Source organism: Lawsonibacter faecis (genome assembly GCF_014287675.1).
Taxonomy (GTDB): domain Bacteria; phylum Bacillota; class Clostridia; order Oscillospirales; family Oscillospiraceae; genus Pseudoflavonifractor; species Pseudoflavonifractor faecis.
This window is the reverse complement of the sequence record NZ_JACOPQ010000011.1, coordinates 94,447-114,725: the sequence shown is the minus strand read 5'-3', so window position 1 is coordinate 114,725 and position 20,279 is coordinate 94,447. Positions and strand designations below refer to the sequence as shown.

At 62.6% G+C, this 20,279-nt stretch carries 14 protein-coding genes; 11 read left to right on the top strand and 3 right to left on the bottom strand.

Going from position 1 to position 20,279, the window contains the following annotated elements; all coding sequences use genetic code 11:
• Nucleotides 1-5 precede the first annotated feature (5 nt).
• Together H8S62_RS13650 and H8S62_RS13645 are read right to left on the bottom strand one after the other, a co-directional pair.
• Nucleotides 6-3,740 (bottom strand): leucine-rich repeat protein, encoded by a 3,735-nt coding sequence (locus H8S62_RS13650; protein ID WP_186919844.1) that lies wholly within the window; start codon nt 3,738-3,740, stop codon nt 6-8.
• Nucleotides 3,741-3,832: 92 nt separating this feature from the next.
• Complete coding sequence (locus H8S62_RS13645; RefSeq protein ID WP_186919843.1) at nt 3,833-7,561, bottom strand: S-layer homology domain-containing protein; 3,729 nt, start codon at nt 7,559-7,561, stop codon at nt 3,833-3,835.
• A 921-nt stretch (nt 7,562-8,482) separates the two neighbouring features.
• On the opposite strand from H8S62_RS13645, the gene H8S62_RS13640 reads away from it, so the two are divergent.
• Nucleotides 8,483-9,289 carry an AraC family transcriptional regulator gene (locus H8S62_RS13640; RefSeq protein ID WP_155145789.1) on the top strand — a complete coding sequence of 269 codons (807 nt, stop codon included), beginning with the start codon at nt 8,483-8,485 and terminating at the stop codon, nt 9,287-9,289.
• A gap of 155 nt (nt 9,290-9,444) precedes the next feature.
• Here H8S62_RS13640 and H8S62_RS13635 read toward each other — a convergent pair whose 3' ends face one another.
• Complete coding sequence (locus tag H8S62_RS13635) at nt 9,445-9,615, bottom strand: hypothetical protein (RefSeq protein WP_155145792.1); 171 nt, start codon at nt 9,613-9,615, stop codon at nt 9,445-9,447.
• 250 nt (nt 9,616-9,865) lie between these two features.
• On the opposite strand from H8S62_RS13635, the gene H8S62_RS13630 reads away from it, so the two are divergent.
• The 10 genes from H8S62_RS13630 to H8S62_RS13585 are packed head-to-tail and all read left to right on the top strand — an operon-like array spanning nt 9,866 to nt 20,278.
• Complete coding sequence (locus H8S62_RS13630; RefSeq protein ID WP_186919841.1) at nt 9,866-10,315, top strand: PTS sugar transporter subunit IIA; 450 nt, start codon at nt 9,866-9,868, stop codon at nt 10,313-10,315.
• Nucleotides 10,316-10,348: 33 nt separating this feature from the next.
• Nucleotides 10,349-11,830: a PTS ascorbate transporter subunit IIC gene (locus tag H8S62_RS13625; protein WP_155145796.1), complete on the top strand. Its 1,482-nt coding sequence runs from the start codon at nt 10,349-10,351 to the stop codon at nt 11,828-11,830.
• A gap of 55 nt (nt 11,831-11,885) precedes the next feature.
• Entirely contained in the window at nt 11,886-12,179 is a 294-nt protein-coding gene (locus H8S62_RS13620; protein WP_155145798.1) for a PTS sugar transporter subunit IIB, read from the top strand.
• An 11-nt stretch (nt 12,180-12,190) separates the two neighbouring features.
• A complete protein-coding gene (locus H8S62_RS13615) occupies nt 12,191-13,168 on the top strand; it encodes a phosphotriesterase family protein (RefSeq protein WP_155145800.1) in 978 nt (325 codons plus the stop codon).
• 10 nt (nt 13,169-13,178) lie between these two features.
• Nucleotides 13,179-14,276, top strand: coding sequence for an alcohol dehydrogenase catalytic domain-containing protein (locus H8S62_RS13610; protein ID WP_186919839.1), 1,098 nt, complete (start codon nt 13,179-13,181; stop codon nt 14,274-14,276).
• Between the two features lie 45 nt (nt 14,277-14,321).
• Nucleotides 14,322-15,353 (top strand): 2-hydroxyacid dehydrogenase, encoded by a 1,032-nt coding sequence (locus H8S62_RS13605; RefSeq protein WP_155145804.1) that lies wholly within the window; start codon nt 14,322-14,324, stop codon nt 15,351-15,353.
• Between the two features lie 32 nt (nt 15,354-15,385).
• Nucleotides 15,386-16,345: a phosphoglycerate dehydrogenase gene (locus tag H8S62_RS13600; protein ID WP_186919837.1), complete on the top strand. Its 960-nt coding sequence runs from the start codon at nt 15,386-15,388 to the stop codon at nt 16,343-16,345.
• Nucleotides 16,346-16,356: 11 nt separating this feature from the next.
• Entirely contained in the window at nt 16,357-17,607 is a 1,251-nt protein-coding gene (locus H8S62_RS13595; RefSeq protein ID WP_186919835.1) for an NAD(P)/FAD-dependent oxidoreductase, read from the top strand.
• Entirely contained in the window at nt 17,598-19,760 is a 2,163-nt protein-coding gene (locus H8S62_RS18570) for a molybdopterin-dependent oxidoreductase (protein ID WP_186919833.1), read from the top strand. Before H8S62_RS13595 ends, H8S62_RS18570 begins: the two co-directional genes overlap by 10 nt.
• Complete coding sequence (locus H8S62_RS13585; protein ID WP_155145812.1) at nt 19,757-20,278, top strand: 4Fe-4S dicluster domain-containing protein; 522 nt, start codon at nt 19,757-19,759, stop codon at nt 20,276-20,278. The genes H8S62_RS18570 and H8S62_RS13585 overlap by 4 nt, the downstream gene beginning before the upstream one ends.
• Nucleotide 20,279: the final 1 nt, after the last annotated feature.

Genomic DNA, 20,279 nt, shown 5'->3' with positions numbered 1-20,279 from the left:
CCGGGTCAGGCGTGAAGCAGCTTGGCACAGCGCTCCAGAATGGCGGCGGCCTCAGCGCGGCTGATTTCCGCCAGAGGCGCCAGGCTGTCGCCGCGCCCCTTCAGCAGGCCGCCCTCCACAGCCCACGCCATGGACTCGGCGGCCCAGCCCGAGACGCCGCCTGCGTCGGCGAAAGCGTTCAGCACAGTCAAATCCACAGGCCCGGCCTTGTCCCGGCCCTTGGCATAGCGGTGGAGCATGACAACCATCTGTTCCCGGGTCAGCACATCCTCGCCGCCGAAGATACCGTCACTGTAGCCGTTGATCACGCTGTTGGCGGCGCACCAGGCCACCGCGTCGGTATAATACGCGCCGGGCCTCAGGTCGGTAAAGGCAGGCCAGGCGGTGATCTCCGGCTCCCCGGCCAGGTTGTAGAGCAGCTGCGCCATCATGCCGCGATTGAGGATACCGGCGGGCTCGAAGGTCAGCGCGCTGGTGCCCCGCATCAGGTTCTCGCTGTAGACGTAGGCCACAGCGGAGGCATACCACGCATCCGGAGCCACATCCACGAAGGGGAGCGGGTCCACATGGTTTTCAGGATTCTTGTCCGGCCTGGGCCGGACAACCACTGGTCCCTCCTCAGGAGGGACCGCCGGATCGCTGCCCTGCTCGCTCCACTGCGCGGTGAGGGTAACGTCGGCGGTGATGGCAGCGCCCAGGAAGCGCTGTCCATCGGCGGTGAACCAGCCGTCCAGGGTGTACCCCTTGCGGGCTACGTTGGGAATTTGGCTGAGTGTGAGTTCCTCGCCCTCGTAGACGGTGATGCTGCCCTGCCCGCCCAGCACGCCGCCGTTGGCGTTGAAGGTCACGGTGAAGACGGGAATCGCCGTCCATGTGGAGGTAACCATAGTGTTGCCGGAAATGGGGGTGTCTGCGGTGAAGGCCGCGCCGCTGCCATCCACCCAGCCGGCGAAGCGGTAGCCCTCCCGGGTGGGGTCGGCGGGCATCTGCTCACCCATAGTCTGACCCTGTGCCACGGTGTAGCCCACGCCGTCGATGGTCACGGTGCAGGCCACGGCGTACTCGCCGCCCCACCGGGCGGTAAACACGGTGCCCGCCGGCTGGCCGGACACGGCGGTATCCCCGGGCACCGCCGCATTGGTGGCGCCGATCTGCCAGCCTGAGAAGGGGACGTTGTCCCTGGCGGGCAGCGTGGGCAGCTCACCGCAGCGCAGCTCAATGCCGGACAAATCCACTCCGCCGGTGACAGCGAAGTAGGCGTCACTGCCGCCGGACTTCACCAGGGATTCGCCGGGCGTGTCCTGGGTGTACACAATGGCGCCGTTCTGATGGAGGAAGGGCAGCATCCCCTCATAGTCGTGGTAGGCGGCGGCGGGGGCGGCTCCCTGGATCACCAGGTTCATCCGGCTGTGCCCGCTCATGGACTGGAACGCGCCGTTGGGTATGTTGCCCAGCGTCCCGGCAACCGTCACGCTGCGCAGCCGGGTGCAGTTGGCAAAGGCGTTGGAACCGATGGAAATCACACTCTCGGGCAGGGTGACGCTTCGAAGCTCCAGGCAGCCCTTGAAGGCGTTGACGCCGATATCGGTTACAGTGTTTGGAATCTCAATGGAGCCGATGCGGGTACTCTCAAAGGCGCTGTCGCCGATGGTCCCCACCCCTTCGCCCAGGGTGACGGAGGTCAGCGAGGTACCCTTGAAGGCGTTGCTGCCCACGCTGGTGACTCCAGCGCCGATGGAGACGGACCTCAGCGTCCGATCTGCAACGCCGTTGAGCCAGGGCGGGGTGCTGGTGTTCTTGGAGGAGTAGTTCTCCATCCCGCCCTCACCGGCAAAGTAGAGGCGGTTGTCGGCGGTGCGGGCAAAGCTCACCTTGCCCCCCGCCTGGCCGGAGCGGTCGATGCCGGTGGTGGTGGAGCCGTCCAGCATGGTTATTTCACAGCCCATCACGCCGAAGCCGCCGTCGCTGTTCATCTTCAGCATGGAGGCCCGGTTCTGGGGCAGGGTGACGTTCCGGACAAAGTCGGGCACGGTAAAGGTCTTCTCCCCCTCCACCTCAATATAGCCGCCGGTGGGGATGGTGAACGCGCCGTCTATTGCCGCGATCTCGCCGCCGGTTGCGTCATAGGCGGCCACGGTCTTGCCGTCGTCAATATGCTCGTGCAGGAAGTAGATATAGGCGGAGCCATTTATGCTGAATTGACCATTATCCGCGACGGGACCCCAGAAGTTGCTCATCCACTTATCGTTTGTGCTGTTCTGGCCCCAGATGAAGAGGGTGAGCACGCGGTTGGATGCGCCGATGATCTTATAGGCGCCGCCTGTCTCCGCTCTGGCGGTGACGGCCAGGTCGAAGGGGTCGCCCACCATGGCTGCACCCATGTTCAAATATCTGCCGCCGTTTGAAATCTGGTAGCCCCCCTCGGTGGCGGTGACGGTCATCAGCAGCTGGTCCAGGGTCAGTCTGACGGGTTCCTCACCCAGCAGGTAGCCCACCAGCTCGCCGTTCTCCAGGCCCAGCCTGGCGGTCACAACGCCCTGTCCCTTGATGACGCCGTTGTTGGGCTGGCACGCCTTATCCGGGTTGAGGTACAGGGCATAGACGTCAGTGTCCCCCTCCGCGCCGCTCTGGGCCAGGATCAGATGCTTGCCCCCCGCTGTGGCGGGCAGGGCCGTGGGGTCCTTCATGAACAGGTCGTAGCCGGGGACGTTCAGGGAGGTGAGCCACTGGGTCCCGCCGGGCTCCTCCACCTCCGCGCAGGTGGCCTCAATGGACAGATACCAGGTATTTTTGCCGTCAGCGGACACGGTGCAGTTAGGGTTGGCGGCCTGGTCCTTGATAAACGTCCAGCTCGCGTCGGCGGCGCTGTAGTAATAGTAGGCCACAGGCAGGTTGGCGGTGACCAGCTTGTGGGGTTCGCCGGTCTTGGTGCTGAGCTTGCCGAGGTAGTCGTTCAGGCTCCCCTTGGGGGTCACCGGGCAGCGCCAGGGGTAGGTCTCCGGCCGGTAGCCGGTGTTCTCCTCAATTTCGCCCACGGTGAAATCGTTCACCCACTGTGACCAGCCGTTCTCGCTGACGGCGCTCCACCAGTGTGTGTCCTTCCCGCTCTCGCCCTTGTCCCGGCAGACGATCTCAACCTGATAGAGGTCGGCCTCCTGCACAGTGGGCTTGGCGGCAGGCTTGCCCTCCTCCGGCTCCGTTCCGGTGCCGGGATCGGGCGCTTCAGCGCAGGTGACATAGACATGCAGAGTGCCCTCGTGTTTTTCGTTTCCCTGATTAAAGGTCACGTTGGTATCCGGCTGCTTATCCCGCAGAAGGGTCCAGCCGTCCGTGCTGTTCCAGTAGTAGTAGGCGACGGGGTAGTCCGCCTGCGCCGTGACCGCCCGGTGGCCCTCCGCTTTGGCGTTAACCTCTGCCAGATAATACTCCATCGTATCTGCAGGCGTGACGGGGCAGATATAAGGGTACTGCTCCGCCGTCCCGTTATCCAGGTCGTTCGCCCTGATTTCACCGACCGTAAACTGGTCGGCCGTGGTATTCCAGCCATGCGCGCTGGGGTAGGACCAGTAGTGGGCAGGCTCCTCCTCACACATAACCTCCACCTGGTACAGTTCCGTATCGGCATTGATGGCAGGCTTCTCCGTGGGTGGGACGTCCTCCCCCGCGGCAAATGCCGCGCCCGGCAGCAGCGTCAGCGCCATGCTGAGCGCCAGCAGGACTGACAGGATTCGTTTCTTCATAACGCGCCTCCTATTCGAGTATCGCACAGGTTATTCAACCTATCGTTTGATATCCTGCGCGGACAGCGGCTTGTTTCCAGCCCATGGGGTCCTCAGGCCGGCTGAAGTGTGAGGTAGCGGTCCAGAATGACCGCCGCTTCCGCGCGGGTAACGGCAGCCTTGGGGGCCAGGCAGTTGTCGGTGCGGCCGACAATCAGCTTATTGGATACAAGCCAGGCCATGGCCTGGGCCGACCAGCCGGAGACCTCGGCGCTGTCGGCGAACTGCTCCAGCACGCCGGTGTCAGCGGTCGCATCCCGTTTGTCAACCAGCCTGGCGTAGCGATAGAGCAGGGTGGCAAGCTGTTCGCGGGACAGGGCGTCCTCACCGCCGAACATCCCTCCGCTGTAGCCCTCAATCACGCCCTTATCGGCGCCCCAGGCCACGGCGTCGGCATAGCTGACTCCGCCCGCCAGATCCAGGAAGGATGCCTGGCCGGCAGTCTCCGGCTTCCCCGCCAGGCAGTAGAGCGCCTGGGCGGTCATGCCCCGGGTCATGGCCCCGCCGGGCGCGAAACGCTGGGCATCCACTCCCTCCATTACGCCCCCGTCGACGATGTTGGCAATGGCTACGGCGTACCAGACGCCCTCCGCCACATCGGTAAAGGGAAGCCGGGGGGCATCCTTCTTCGGAGACGGAGACACATAGATCACACCCCCGCCGCCAGCCGACCGGAAGGAGGCTGTCAGGGTCAAATCATGGCTGGGCATGATGCGGTCCTCGGGCAGATTGGTCCAGCCGGCGAATACCTGGCCGGACGGAGCGGCGGGATGGGTCATGGGAACGATGGTGCTGCCTGCGTAACAGCTCTGCACGCCCCAGATCACGTCGTTGACCACATAGGTCACCATGTACCGCTCGGTGTTACCAGTGCGGTACTGGGCGTAGAGCGTCTTGGATGCCTCGTCGATTCCGGCCTGCGCTGCAAGGGCCTCCTCCTCGCTGTCATAGGTTCCGGCCAGGGCCAGCACGTCGGCGAAGTTGGCCTCATACTCCTTCAGCGCGCGAATCAGGACCTTGAGCCCGTCGGCGGTGACGCTGTAGGTGGTGGTCTCGGCGGTGACAAGCTCGCCATAGAGGCGAATTTCGAAGGGCTCCGGCTGCATCCTCCAGCCGCTGGAGAACGCCAGATACTTGCCGCCGTTCCCGACATGGTAGACGCCGTTCCCCTGATGTGTGACGGTGAAGGGCACGGCAGCGTCGCCCAGGGCCAATTGGGAGCCGCTGGCCGCAGCGGTGAGATACTTGCCGTTGGTAATGCTCTTGAAGACAAACGCGCCGTCCTCCTGCTCCTCCAGGCGCCACAGGTCGTCGGTGGGCGACCAGCTGTCGGCGGCGTGGTTGGCGATCATCTGCTCCCCATCCATGGTCGGTCTGCAGTGGTCCGTGGCGTTTTTATTGGTGTTGTTGTGCATCACCCGTTCCCCAGACAGGGCATAGACGATATAGGGCTTGCTCTCCTCCACGCCGTCCTCATCCAGCACATAGCGGGTGGTGCCCGGAATGGTGGTGGAGGTCAGGGCGCTCTTGAATTCCTCGGGCAGGGTCAGTCCGCCCTCGGGCTGCACCAACACCTCAATGGCGGCGGTGCGGGTGAGCGGGCCGTAGGTCACGGAGAGGGTAATGGTTGCGGTGCCCGCTCCGGCGGCGGTGATCACGCCGTCGGCCACAGTGGCCACACTCTCGTCGGAGGAGGCCCACGCCACCCGGGCGTCCGCAGGGGAGTATTTGGGGGTGACGGTCTTGCTGCCGTTATAGTCCAGGTCGATCATTGCGGTGTCCACAGTGAGGGTGACGGGGACAGTGGGCTTCTCCGCCGTCAGCACCCAGCCGCTGCCCAGCAGATCCGCCGGGGTCAGCTTGACAAAGTTCATGGCCATGACGCCCTTGGTGGGGCTGAGTTGGGTGTCCTGCTCATACAGCACGGCAAAGCCCTCCGTGCCGGGGAGCTGGGTCAGGCAGGAGTAGTTGTACCGGCCCTTGAAGCGGACGGTGTCCTTGTTGAGCCAGGTGACGCTCTGGCCCTCGTCGGTGCCGACGGCGCCGATACGGATGACGCCGTCGCTGCGGTAGTTGTTCCGGGGGTAGGACGCCAGGATCAGGTTTTCATACACGGTGTTGTCCGGCCCCACCAGGCAGCCCTCCAGGTTGATGAAGGATACCATGCAGTTGTTGCAGTAGGCCAGGCTTTTATCCAGCTTGTACGTGCCCCAGGTCAGGCCGTTGTCGCTGCTGTCGGCGTAGCCGATATAACCGTTGCTCACGTTGCGGGAGTACATCCGCAGGTCGCCGTTGGGCAGGCGGACAACCTGGGACTCGCTGGCGGAGTCTGCCTCGCCCAGGTTCTCGGTGCGCTCTCCCCGCTGCCAGGTCACGCCTCCGTCGTCCGAGTAGACGGTGCTGGCGCGGCCGCCGTTGCCCTCCCCGGTCCAGTTGTCGTAGAGCTGAAACAGGATACGCTCGCCGCCGTTGGGGAGTGTGGCTGTGAAACCGCGGCCCGGGCAGAACACCAGGAAGCGCTCATTGTCCAGCTTAATCCCGGCGTTGATGAGCACGGGGTCGCTCCAGACCAGCTTGTCCCCCTCCACCTCCGCGCTGCGGATCATCAGGTATGAGGTAGAGTATGCCTTCCACTCGGAGGCCAAATAAAAGAGGTTGGACTGGACATAGTGTTCGCTCTCCTTCTGCCGGCACAAGACAGGCCGGATGTCCGGGCTCTCCGCACCGTAGTCATACCAAATGTCAAAGGAGGCATCCACATAGTAGCCGGTCTCCATCTCCTTGCCGTCCCTGTGGAAGATGGGGAAGAGGTCCACGCTCTCGCCGGTCTTTTCCGCCGTGGCGGTAGCGTCCTTGAAATCCACCCGGTAGAGGTAGTGGGCATCCGCAAAGGTCTTCCCTGTCTCGGCGGTAAGGCCGTCGGTGCCCTTGACGATGCCGCCGTACTGTGACTCGGTGATGTTGCCTACCATCAGCCAGCCGTTCTCGTCGAAGCCGGATCCGGCCTTCTGGGCGTTGGCTTTGAGGTTGACATTTGGGGGCTGGAGGTCGACGGCCATCCAGAGCTTCCCGCTGCTGTCCACAGTCAGGGCCGGGTCGATAAAGGAGGCGCTGTCCGTCTTGCTCTTGGCGCCGTTGGACCAGTAGGTAGGGTCCTGGATTGGGGCGAAGTCGGCGAAGTAATTGACCGCCTCCCACTCCCAGGTCTCGCCGCCGTCCTTGGAGACGGAGACGATGGTGTCCAGGTTGTTGGGAGAGTCGTTGGTATTGGGCCAGCGCAGATCGGAGGCCGCCACAATCCAGCCGTTTTCCAAGGTGACCATGGCGGGAATGCGGAAATAACTTTGAACGTCCTCATCGCTCATTGGTTCGCTGCTGGTTCCGCTGAGGATAGTATCGGGTGTGGTGTAACCCTCCTCAGGCTGGCCGGCGGGGGCGGGGAACTTCCCTTGCTCCGGCTCAGGAGCAGGCTCTGGTTCGGGTTTGGGTTTTGGATCAGGCTCCGATCCCTCGCCTGCATACCAGATGTGAAAGGTATCTTTGCCCGCGCCGGCAGGGGTGATTTGAAACTCGACAGCACCACCTGCGGCGAATACCACAGTGGCATAGCCGTCTCTTTCGCGGATTTTTGTTCTATCGGTCAGGTTCAAAACAGTTCCATCCATGGTATATTGAATGAAATATCCCCCGTTTTCACCCTCAGCCAACTTAACGGTACCGGCTCTCGTATCGGTGCGGGTGTCGCCTGTCACGGTGTCGCCTTCCAGGTCAAAGGGGTTCATGTATGTATCTGAGCCTGAAACACTTAGATCTCCGGGGTCATAGAGCCGGTACTCCGTACCGGCGGCCAACTCAGTCACCACCTCTCCAGTGGTGCTCTTAAGCTGAAGTTCGCCGGCAGTATCGCCGATGACCCACCCCTTTCTGTTGTCAGCACGTGAAAAATACAGCCTTTCCGAACTATCTCCTGCAGGCTCCGCCGCCAACACAGTCAGCGGCAGGCAGGCCGCTGACATGATAGCGGACAGGAAAATTGCGACGAGTCGGGAGCACGCTTGTCTTTTCATGCTTGTCATCCTTTCTTGTTTTTACCCACCGTGCGGCGCGAAGCTGTCTGCGGGGCGCAGTGCACAGCCTCCTTCTGTGAACTGCTGAGCATTCGGGTTCCGGAATCAGCCGGGCGTCGCTTCACTCTGTCCCTTGACGTTTCTAGTGCTAGTATATAGGCCATCCAAATGCGTGTAAATCTATAAAAACAATTAAATTATAAAAAACAAATAAATGTGTCAGTTTTATAGGTCCTGTCTCAGCATGCGCTGCTTTTTGAATTGGCACTGTTTCTGTACTTTCCGCAGATAAATTTGTAAGATTGCACAAAATCGCTCACCGAACAAATTCAAAAACCTGTCGAGCCTCCTCCGCCGTTGATACCCCGTATTCGGTGTATGCAGTCCATTTTTTTTGCCGACCGCAGGAATATTGACCGCAAAATCACCAGGATAGACATACTTCCCCGTTAAACCGGCATTAAACACATGACAATTATATAAAATCGCTTATTAGAATGCCATTTGTTGAAATTGCCTGAGTTTACATGGTGTCCCGGCTTGGAAGAAGGGGCCGTTTTGTCAACTTCTTGACTTTCTCGCCGGCACAAATTACAATAAAAATAACACTTATATAAAACGCAAGAAGGAGCAGCTATGTATCAAGACATGCATGTGACAAAAAAGTGGGAGTTTACCGAGCCAATGGCGGTCTGGTCCATCTATAAGCTCTTCACCGAAAAGGATTACATTATTAACCATCGCATCATCATCCCCGACAAATACTTTTTCATCTATACGATGGAGGGCGTCGGTCACTTCGTCGTGGACGACGAGCCGCTCGTGGTTGGCTCCAACAGCCTTGTGGTGGTCAATGCAAAGCGCAACCTCTACTACCGCTGCTCCGGCCCTAAGTGGAATTTTTGGCTCATTGAGTTCAAAACCACCCATCTGCGTCTTATTCCCAACCATGTTTACCCCCTCACCCTGAGCAAGGCCGGCGCCAAGCTCTGTACCGACGCCCTGGAGGAGTTCAAGCAGGAACGCCTTCAAACCGCCGCCGCTCTGTTCCAGGCCCTTTACTACACCTCATGCCGCATGGTTCAGCAGGCCGACCGCGGCCAAACCCACCGCCTCCTCAACTCCGCCCTGCTCTATATGCGAGAAAACATCGGCAGATTTTCTGTCAAAGAGCTCTGCCGCTATTTAAATGTGGAGGAATGGACCCTGCGCAATATTTTTATGCGGGAACTGAGCACCTCGCCCAAGAGGTACTTTGAATACCTGAGACTAGAGGAATCAAAGCGCTATCTGGAGACCACTTCCCTTTCCATCGCGGCCATCGCCACACAATTGGGTTTTTCCAACCCGGGCCATTTTTCCACTGCTTTCCGGAAGGAATACGGTCAAGCCCCCATGAAATACCGTCAGGATTTTAATGTCGGTGCCGATTCAACGAAATAGGGGTGCTTCGCTTATCCTCCTCCAAGCCACTATGGCATATGTGGCTTGGGAAACAATGAATTGCTTTGTTTTGAAAACTAATACTGTCATTTCGGGGAAGGTTTAATTTTATTCACCAGGGCGATTATGCATACAGCAGGCCGCCAGTACTTACTCTAATTAGGATAATCTACCGCCAGTTCAAAACAGGCCAGCCCAACACAAAATTGTGAGGCCGGCCTGTTTTGAACTGGCGCAGAGACAATACCTGTGCCGGAAATTGCATCGTATCCAAACGCAGAAGCGGAGACCGCATCCATTTGTGGTCTCCGCTTCTGCGTTTCCATGACCGGTTCTCCTGAGCCCTCCAGGAAACGTCCTCGTATACGAACACACATTCATATATACTTCAAAAACGCTCTTAAATCAGCTGTCAAAGTCAAATTATCTCAATATATACTATCGCTTCAACGAATCATTCACAAAAATTAAGAATATATGTTCATCTATATTTACAAATATCCATATGTTGTGTACAATTATTTCAGGCAATTCGACAGGATACATTAAAAAACACCAAGGTTGGGAGGGCGCAGGATGCTGCGGGATTTAATCAAACAGGAGCGCTGTGTGTTCCATGAGGGGTTTGAACGCTGGGAGGATGCACTGGCCGCCGGCGTGGAGCCGCTGGTCCGCTGCGGAGCGGTGGACCAGGCCTATGGGGACAAAATCGTCGAGGCGGTTCGGGCATACGGGCCTTATATCGTAATCTGCCCCGATGTCTGCCTGCCTCATGCATCGGCAAAAGAACTGGTCCATCAGACTGCCGTGAGTCTGATGATCTGCCGCAAAAGCGTGGCATTCAGCGGCGACCCGGCGGAGCGGGCCAGGCTCTTTTTTTCCGTGGCGGCGGTGGATGAGGACGCGCATCTGGAGAATCTGCAGGCCATCATGGCGCTGGTGGAACGAGAGGAGGTTATAGCCGCCCTTTGTCAAGCGAAGACCCCGGAAGACCTATGTGAACTGACGGAACGTTTTGGCATCTGAGCCGAAAACATGAAAAAGGGGAATGGAGAGTAAATGGATATTATTTTAACCATCTGGTCGTTTTTCCAGACCAACATCCTGACGAAACCCGCATTTTTCGTCGGCATCATTGTTTTTATCGGATATCTGCTCCTTCGCCGCCCCGTATACGAGGCATTCGCCGGCTTTGTCAAGGCCACCGTGGGCTATCTCATCCTGAACGTTGGCTCCGCTGGACTGACCAGCAATTTTCGGCCCATCCTGTCGGGTCTGAACACACGTTTTGACCTGTCCGCCGTGGTTATCGACCCCTACTTCGGTCAAAACGCCGCCTGGTCCGCCATCGAGAGCGTAGGCCGCGCCTCCTCCAACACCATGGTGGTGCTGCTGGTGGCGTTTATCTTCAACCTTCTGCTGGTGGCCTTCCGCCGCTGGACCAAGGTCCGTACGGTCTTCATCACCGGCCATATCATGGTGCAGCAGTCGGCCACCGCCCTGTGGATTATGCTGTTCTGCTTCCCCGTAATCCGGGATGTGCCGCTGATTATTCTGCTGGGCATCCTGCTGGGCTCCTACTGGGCGGTCGCCTCCAACCTCACGGTGGAACCGACCCAGAAGCTGACCGAGGGCGCCGGCTTCGCAGTGGGGCATCAGCAGATGATCGGCGTCTGGCTGGCGGACAAGATCGGCTGCGCCTTCGCCAGGCATGACAAGAAGCGCCGGGCCAGCGGCAAGGAGGCCAAGGAGGTCAAGCTGCCCAAGTTCCTCTCCATCTTCGACGACAATGTGGTCGCCACCGGCACGCTGATGCTCCTGTTCTTCGGCATTATCATCGCCATTCTGGGCAAGGACCTGATGCATGAAATCGACACCAGCTTCGCGGGCAACCAGAACTTCGGCTTCTACATCATTGAAAAGGCGCTGAACTTCGCCGTCTACCTGAGCATTCTGAAGCTGGGTGTCCAGATGTTCGTCGCCGAATTGACCACCTCCTTCCAGGGCATTTCCGAGAAGCTGCTGCCCGGCTCCATGCCCGCCATCGACTGCGCCGCCACATTCGGCTTCGGCAGCGCCAATACCGTCACCCTGGGCTTCCTCTTCGGCGCCATCGGCCAGTTCATCGCCATCGCGGGGCTCATTATCTTCCGCAGCCCCGTGCTCATCATCACGGGCTTTATTCCGGTCTTCTTCGACAACGCCACCTTCGCCCTGTTCGCCCACCGCAAGGGCGGCATGAAGGCCGTGGTCGCCACCGCGTTCTGCTCCGGCCTCATCCAGGTGCTTCTGGGCGCGGTGTGCGCCAGCTTTTTCGGCCTGGCCCAGTACGGCGGCTGGCACGGCAATTTCGACATCAGCACCGTCTGGCTCGCCGGCGGCGCGCTGATGAAGTACACCGGCTATATCGGCCTTGCCGTCTGCGTCGCGGCGCTGCTGGTCATTCCCCAGATCCAGTACCGCCGCCATAAGAGCACCTATTTCACCATTGCGGAGGACTACGGTAAGTACTGCGAAATGACCGGCGAGGAAGAGCGCTGAGCCCACGGGAGCCCCTCCGGAGACAGAGGGGCTCCTACAGAAAGGAGTCTTTGTCATGCTGAAAGTCATCTGCGCCTGTGCCAGCGGAATCGGCACAAGCCAAATGATCAAGATTAAAATCCAGCGCGTCTTTGACAAGCTGGGCGTCCCGGTCTCCATCACCCACTGCAGCATCGGGGATGCGAAGGCCACCGGGCAGAAATACGACGTCATCTTCTGCTCCGCCAACTTCGCCGACCGCTTTGACAAGGCCGCCGAGGCCGGGACCGTCATCATCGGTCTGAAAAATTTAATGGACGAGAAGGCCATCGAGGCAGAGATCCGCGCCCGGATCCTGCACCAGGAATAAGGAGGAGTTTTATGTTTATTCGCACGCTGACCGGCGACATCGCGCCGGAGGAGCTGGGCGTCTGCGACTCCCATGAGCATCTGATCCGCTCTGGCGGAGAGGAGACCCGGGACCCCGACTTTGTGATGGACTCCGTGGAGGCCGCCAAGAAGGAGGTCGGCTATTGGCTGGCCGCCGGAGGCAGGGCCATGGTCCTGATGGACTCCCTGGGCTGCGGTCGCAACGTGCCCAAAATTCTGGAGGTGGCGGAGGCCTACCGAGGCAAGGCCAACCTGATCCTGACCACCGGTTTCCACAAGGCCGATTTCTACGACGTGCCGGTCCACTGGATGACCACCGTCAGGGAGATCGACACCTGCGTGGACCTGCTGGCCGCCGAGGTGGAGGAGGGTTTGGATATCCACAGCTACAACGGACCCGTGGTGCAGCGGGTGGAGGCCAGGGCGGGCATCATCAAGGCGGGCACCAGCTACGGGGCCATCCAGGCATTCGAGTACAAGACGCTCCGGGCGGCCGCCCTGACCCAGCAGCGCACCGGCTGCCCGATCTCCGTCCATACACAGCTTGGCACCATGGCCTACGAGACGGCCAACCTGCTCCGGGAGTACGGGGCCGACCTCTCCCACGTCATGCTCTGCCACGTCCATAAGAATCCGGATAAGTACTATCACAAAAAAATAATGGAGACCGGTGTAAACATCTGCTACGACGGCCCCGACCGGGCCAAGTACTTCCCCGACGCCCTCTATGCGGAAAACCTGAAGTGGCTGGTGGACCAGGGCTTTCAAAAGCAAATCCTGCTGTCAATGGACGCGGGCCGCGCCAGCTACCAGCGCGGCTATATGGAGGAGAAGGACCGCACCGTCCTGGGGGTGTCCTATCTGCTGGAGCGCTTTGTCCCCCTGCTGCGGGAGGTGGGCGTACCGGACGACGCCATTAACGACATGCTGGTCAGCAATCCCGCCCGGGTGCTGACCTTCCGGCAGTGAGGGACGCGCCATGAGAGCAGCAGTTTACCGCGGCGTCGGCCGGATGGCGGTCGAGGAGCTTCCGACGCCCCGGGTAACGCCGGGCACCGTCCTGGTCCGCGTCAAGGCCTGCGCCCTGTGCGGCAGCGATATGCGCACATTCCGCCACGGGCATACCGCCATCACCAGACCCACCGTGCTGGGCCACGAGACCGTGGGCGAAATTATTGAGACGGCCCCGGACGTGACCGGCTATCAGGCGGGCCAGCGGGTGGCGGTCACGCCGGGCGTGGGCTGCGGCCGCTGCAGCTGCTGCCTGTCCGGCTGGCAGAATATGTGCCGACGCCGCCAGACCATCTCCCAGCACTACAACGGCGGCTTCGCCGAGTACGTCCTCATCCCCGAGGCAGCCGTACGCGGCGGAAATCTGAATCTCCTCCCCGACGGCCTGTCCTGGCTGGAGGCCTCCCTGGCCGAGCCGCTGGCCTGCGTGCTGAACGCCCAGGAGCTTCTGGATATCAGGCTGGGTCAGACTGTGGCGGTCATCGGCGCAGGCCCGCTGGGCTGCCTCCATGCGGAGGCGGCCCGCAGCCGGGGCGCGGAGAAGGTATTCCTCATCAACCGCAGCGCCGCCCGGCTGGACCTGGCCCGGAGCTACGGCTTTGACGCCTACCTCTCCTCCGATGCGTGCGACTGCGTCCAGGCAGTCAGGGACCTGACGGACGGGCGGGGCGCGGACGTGGTCATCGTCGCGGCCGGGAGCGCCCAGGCAGCCGTGATGGGAATGGAGATGGCCGGCAGGATGGGCAGGGTGTGCATGTTTGCCGGCCTACCGAAGGACGACTCCATGGTGTCGCTGGACCTCAACCAGGCCCACTACCGCCAGATTTCCGTGATAGGCGCCTTCTCCTCCGCGCCGCGGCACAACGCCCTGGCCCTGTCGCTGATCGCCTCCGGCCGCATCCGCGTCGCGCCCGTCCTGACCCATGCCGCCCCGCTGGAGCGGATCGAGGCGGCCATCGCCGCCGCCATGAGCCACCAGGGCATGCGCGTGTCCATCTCCCCCTGCCTGAACGAGCTGGAGCAGGAGCTGAGGGAGTTGCCGCATATCCAAATTGTCGGGGCGTGACCCGCAGCCACCGGAACACGAGCCGGAGAGGAAGGAGACAAAGCAATGAAATTTTGTGTCGTGGGAGACCCCATGATCTCCTCTAAAGCGCTTGAAAAGGCGGTCTATGAGGTGTTTGGATCGGAGTCACAGGTGGCCCGGGTGGACTGGGTTCCCGAAAGTGAGGAGGAGTTCTGGTACCTGCGCAGCCAGGTGGAGAAGCTCGGCCCTCAGGCGGGCAGGCCGCCTGAGGAAATCGCCGCCGCCGCCCGGGACGCGGACGTCATCATCACGCACCACACCCCCATCCAGCGCCGGGTTCTGGAGGCCACCACCGCCAGGTATGTGGGCGTGTGCCGGGCCGGAACGGAGAACGCCGACGTGGCCGCCGCCACGGAGCGGGGCATCAAGGTGCTGAAGACTGTGGGCCGCAACGCCGAGGCCGTGGCCGATTTCACGATGGCGCTGCTGCTGTCCGAGCTGCGCAACGTGGCCCGGGGCCACGCGGCGCTTATGCGCGGTGAGTGGAGAAAAAAATATGTCAATTCGCCCTTCATGGGCGACGCAGCCGGCAAAACCGTGGGTCTGGTCGGCTTCGGCGTGATCGGCCGGCTCCTCGCCAGGAAACTCTCCGGTTTTCAGGTGGATTTGCTGGTCTGCGATCCCTTCGTCTCCCCCGCCGAGATTGTGGCGGCGGGGGGCCGGGCGGTCTCCCTGGATGAGCTGTGCAGGGAGTCCGATTTCATCAGCCTTCACGCCCGCCTCACGGAGGAGACCCGCGGACTGCTGGATGAGCGGGCGTTCGCCCTGATGAAACCCACCTGTTACCTCATCAATACCGCCCGGGCGGGCCTCATCTCGGAGTCCGCTCTGGTGGACGCGCTCCTGCAGAAGAAAATAGGCGGCGCGGCCATCGACGTCTTCTGGACGGAGCCGCTGCCCGAGGGTCATCCCCTGCTGGGCCTGGACAACGTAACGCTGACGCCCCACCTGGCCGGCGCCACCACCGACACGCTGAAAAAGACCCCCTATCTGCTTCTGAACGAGCTGCGCCGGGTCATAGTGGATAAGGCCGATTCCCGCTGGGTGATCAACTGACGGCCCGGCGGCCGGAGGAGGGATAACGAGCAATGGCGAACATACTCATCACCACCCGTTCGGTGGCCAGCTGCGCAACCGCCGTATCCATGCTGCAGCAGGCCGGACACAGCATCAAGGTGCAAATCGGAGTGGGCGATATGCCCGAGGAGGTCATGGCCGGCCTTGTCGCGGGGGTCGACGCGCTGATTGTGGGCGTGGACCGCGTGACGCGCCGGGTGGTCGAGGCCGGGGCGCCTACATTGAAAATCATCGCCCGCAACGGCGTGGGCTACAACAATGTGGACCTGGATGCCGCGGCGGAACACGGCGTCGCCGTCACCGTCGCCCCCGGCGCCAGCGCCGTCTCGGTGGCCGAGCTGGCGCTGGGCCTCATGCTCACGCTCTCGCGCAGCATCGCCTGCCAGAACCAGTGTATCCAGTCCGGCGGCTGGGAGCGCCCCATGGGTACGGAGCTGTACGGACGCACCCTGGGCATTCTGGGCGTAGGGACCATCGGGAGCGAGGTCGCCCGGCGTGCCAGAGCGCTGGGGATGAACGTTCTGGCGTGCGACATTCTGCCCAACCACACCTTCGCGGCGCAGGTGGGCTTCCCCTACGTTCCGCTGGAGGAGCTGCTCCAGGGCTCGGATATCCTCACGCTCCACGTCCCCGCCACACCGGAGACGCGGGGGATCATCGGCCGCGCCGCTCTGGCGCGGATGAGGCCCGGGGCGCTGCTCATCAACACGGCACGGGGAGAGCTCGTTGATGAACACGCCGTCCGCGGGGCCATTCTCTCCGGCGTGCTGGGCGGCTACGCCGCGGACACCCTCCTGCGCGAGCCGCCCTTACCCGGGGACCCGCTGCTGGGTCTGGACCGGGTGGTGCTCACCCCCCACTGCGGGGCATACACCCGTCAGGCGGTTGAACGCTGCGGCATCATGGTGGCGGAGGAGGTCCTCCGGGTCCTTTGCGGCGAGGCGCCCCGCCATCCCGTCGTCCGTCATTAGGGGGTAGGGGAATGGAATACCGGGAACTGGCCGTCATCGGAAACGGCTGCGCAGGCCTCGCCTGCATCCGGGCGCTCCGCGCCTGCGGAGACAAGCGGCCCATCCTCGTTTTGAGCGATACGCGCTGGCCCGCCTATAACCCGATGCTTACCACCTATTTTGCCGGGGGCAAAATCTCCCGTGAGCAGATGTTTCTCTTTGGGCGCAATGAGGACCTGCGCACGAAGCTGGACGCGGAGATCTGGGAGGGCTTCCGCGCGGCCGACCTGGACGCTGAGGGACGAGTCATCCGGGACCAGACAGGCAGGACAGTGTCCTACGGGCAGTGCCTCGTCGCCACGGGCGCCTCCCCCATCCTGCCCCGGACCCCCGGAATGACCCGGCAGACGGTCTTTTTCATGCGCACCATGGACGATGCGCTGCGCCTGCGCAGGCGCCTGGAGGAGCAGCCGCCACGGAGCGCCGCCGTCATCGGCGCTTCCATGGTGGGGGTCAAGGTGATGGAGCTGCTCCACGCCAGGGGCTGCCGGGTGACGCTGGCGGACCTTGCGCCCCACATCCTGCCCGGGGCCGCATCCCCGGAATGCGCCCGCGAGATGGAGCGGCGGCTGGAGTCCAGGAGCGTCCGGCTGTGCCTGGGCGTGACGGCGGACCGGCTGGAGCCGGACGGAACGCTCGTGCTCTCCAGCGGAGAGCGGCTGGAGAGCGACCTGACCGTGGTGTGCATCGGCGTGCGCTCAAATCTGGATTTCCTGCGTCCGGGCCAGGTGGAGACCGACAGGGGGCTTCTGGTGGACGAGTATATGCGCACCAGCGCGCCGGGGCTCTACGCCGCGGGGGACGCGGCCCAGGGCCGGGAGCTGCTCAGCGGGGAAAGCATGGTTATCGGCCTGCTGGCCAACGCCCGGCGGCAGGGCCGGACGGCGGGACGTAATCTGGCGGGTGTCAAGACCCCCTACCCCGGCAACGTGCTGCACAACATCACCCATTTTATGGACATGGAATTTCTGGGGGCGGGCTCCGTGCGAAGCTATGATCAGGTGCGCTGCATGAGCCGCGGGGACAGCTTCGCGCAGTTATTCTGGACAAAGGGCAGGCTGACCGGCGTGAATCTGCTGAACGGGGGCGCCGTGGCGGGACCCGCCCGCCAGGCGCTCTTCCGGCAGGCGCTGCGCGCCGGCGGACAGCCCCCTGAGATACCGGACGAGCAAAATTTACTGCTGCGGGACTTGGAGAAGGAGTTGGTACAGCCGTGGACGTGACCGAGCTTGAAAAAGGTAAGATTCCCGGCGTCGAGACCGGGATCGAGATACGAAAATCCATCTGTGCCATCTGCGACCCCAGCGGATTGTGCGGGCTGGACCTGTCCGTGGACCGTAGCGGCGTGATCTGCAAGACCGAGGGCAGCGCGGAGCACCCCCGGAACAGGGGGACGCTGTGTTCCAAAGGGGCCGCAACCAGGCAGTACGTCTATCACAGCGAGCGCGTCAAAACGCCTCTGCTGCGCAGCGGCCCCAGGGGGTCCGGAAAATTCCGCCCCGTCTCCTGGGACGAGGCGCTGGACCTGACGGTCCGGCATCTCAACGAGACCAAGCACAGCTACGGCCCGGAGAGCGCGGTTTTTTACTCCGGCTACGCGAAGTATTACCGCCCCTATCTCAAGCGGCTGTGCCACAGCTACGGCTCCCCCAACTACCTCACCGAGGCCAGCTCCTGCCACTCCGCCATGCTGATGGCCCAGCGGCTGGTGTACGGCCACCAGGCCGAGGCGGACGTCTCCAATGCGGACTTGCTGCTGTTGTGGAGCATCAATCCCTTCCACGCCAACGTCCACAAGGCGCGGGACATCCAGGCCCGGCTGGACCGGGGTGCGCGGATGATTGTGGTGGACCCGCGGGAGACCCCCACGACCGCCCGGGCGCACCTCCACCTGCGTCCCAGGCCGGGAACGGACGGCGCGCTGGCCCTCTCCATGGCGCAGGTCATAATTGAGGAGGAGCTCTACGACCACGATTTTGTGGACCGGTGGTCCTACGGCTTTGCAGAGTACCGGGATTATGTGCGCTCCTTCCCGCCGGAGGTGGGCGAACAGATGACCGGCGTGAGCGCCGACCTCATCCGCCGGGCGGCCCGGATGTATGCGTCCGCCCGCCGGGCCGCTCTTCTGTACAGCTCCGCCTCCATTGTCCACCACACCAACGGGGTGCAGAACTACCGCGCGGTGTTCCAGCTGATCGGCCTCACTGGGAACCTGGACGTGGCCGGCGGGAACCGAATGGAGCCGGTGAGCTTCATCAACTCCGCCGGGCGCATCCCGACCCGGGAGACGGAGTTTACACAGTGCCGCCCCTGGTCGGAGATGGCCCCGCGGATTGGAAGCGGCGCCTTCCCGGTCTGGCCCCGGGTTATCGACGAGGAGGGGCAGGCCATGGCGCTGCCAGCCCAGCTGCGCACGGGGAAGCCCTACCCGGTCAAGACCCTGGTCGGCTTCGGGCTCAACCACCGTATGTGGCCCGCGCCGGAGGCGTTTTTGGAGAGTCTTTCCCACCTGGACTTCTTCGTCAACACCGAGCTGTTCCTGACCGATACCTGTAAATATGCCGATCTGGTGCTGCCCGCCTGCACCTCCGTGGAGCGCAGCGAGCTGCGCTGCTACGGCAGCGGCTATATCATCCTCACCCAGCCCGCCATAGCGCCCCTTCACGACTCCCGCTCCGACGTGGACATCATCTATGAGCTGGCCCGGCGGCTGGAGCTGGACGACCCCCTGTTTCGGGCGGGCTATGAGGCCGGTATCGACTATATCCTCGCCCCCAGCGGGATTACCGTGGAGGAGCTGAAGCGGCACCCCGGCGGCATGCCGGTGCCCAATCCCACGCCCAAGGTGGAGCGGAAGTACCTGACCGAGGGCTTCCACACGCCCACGGGCAAGTTTGAGTTCAAGTCCAGCCTGCTGGAGGAGCTGGGGGAGTCCCCCGGCTGCGAGGCCCTGCCGGTCTATACGCCGCCCAGGCACAGCCGGGAGCGCACGCCGGAGCTGGCGGAGAAGTATCCCCTGGTCCTGAGCAGCGGCTCCCGCCTGCCGATGTTTGTCCACTCCAGGACCTACCGGATGCCCTGGACCAGCAGCCTCCGGCCCGGCTTCCCCTCGGCGGACCTGTCGCCGGAGGACGCGGCGCGGCTGGGCATCGCCCAGGGCGACCCCATCCGCATCAGTACACCCTGCGGGTCCATTGAGGTGGGCGCCAATATCACCCGCATGACGCAGAGCGGCGTGGTACATATGTACCACGGCTTCCCGGCGGCGGATGTCAACACTCTGCTGAGCGCGGACTATCTGGACCCCATATCCGGCTTTCCGGGCTACCGCTCGTCGCTCTGCCGTGTGGATAAGATCGGAGGGACCAATCCATGAGCAGATTCATCGCCTTCGAACCGGGCCTGTGCGGCGGCTGCGGGGCCTGCGTGGTGGCCTGCATGGACCAGAACGACATCGACTGCGCCGCAGGCCAGCCGCCCTTCCGGCGCGTCTACCAGCTGGAGGAGCCCGGCCTCCCCCTCCTTTACCGCTCCGTGGCCTGCCGCCACTGCGAGGACAGCCCCTGCATGGCGGGCTGTCCCACCGGCGCCATCTACCGGGACGGGGAGACCGACCGTGTGCTGGTGGAGCGCAGCCTCTGCATCGGCTGCCACAGCTGCGCGATGAACTGTCCGTTCGGCGTCCCCCGGTTCGACTCCGAGGGACTGATGAGCAAGTGCGGCGGGTGCAGCCAGCGGCTGAAGGCGGGACTGGAGCCCGCCTGCGTGCGGGTCTGTCCCCAGCGGGCGCTGACTCTGGCGGAGGAGAACACGCTTCCTGCCCGGAGAGAGAAGCAGCTCGCGCGGGGTTATATTCACCTGCGGGGAGACAGGGACGAAAAGGAGACTGACTGAA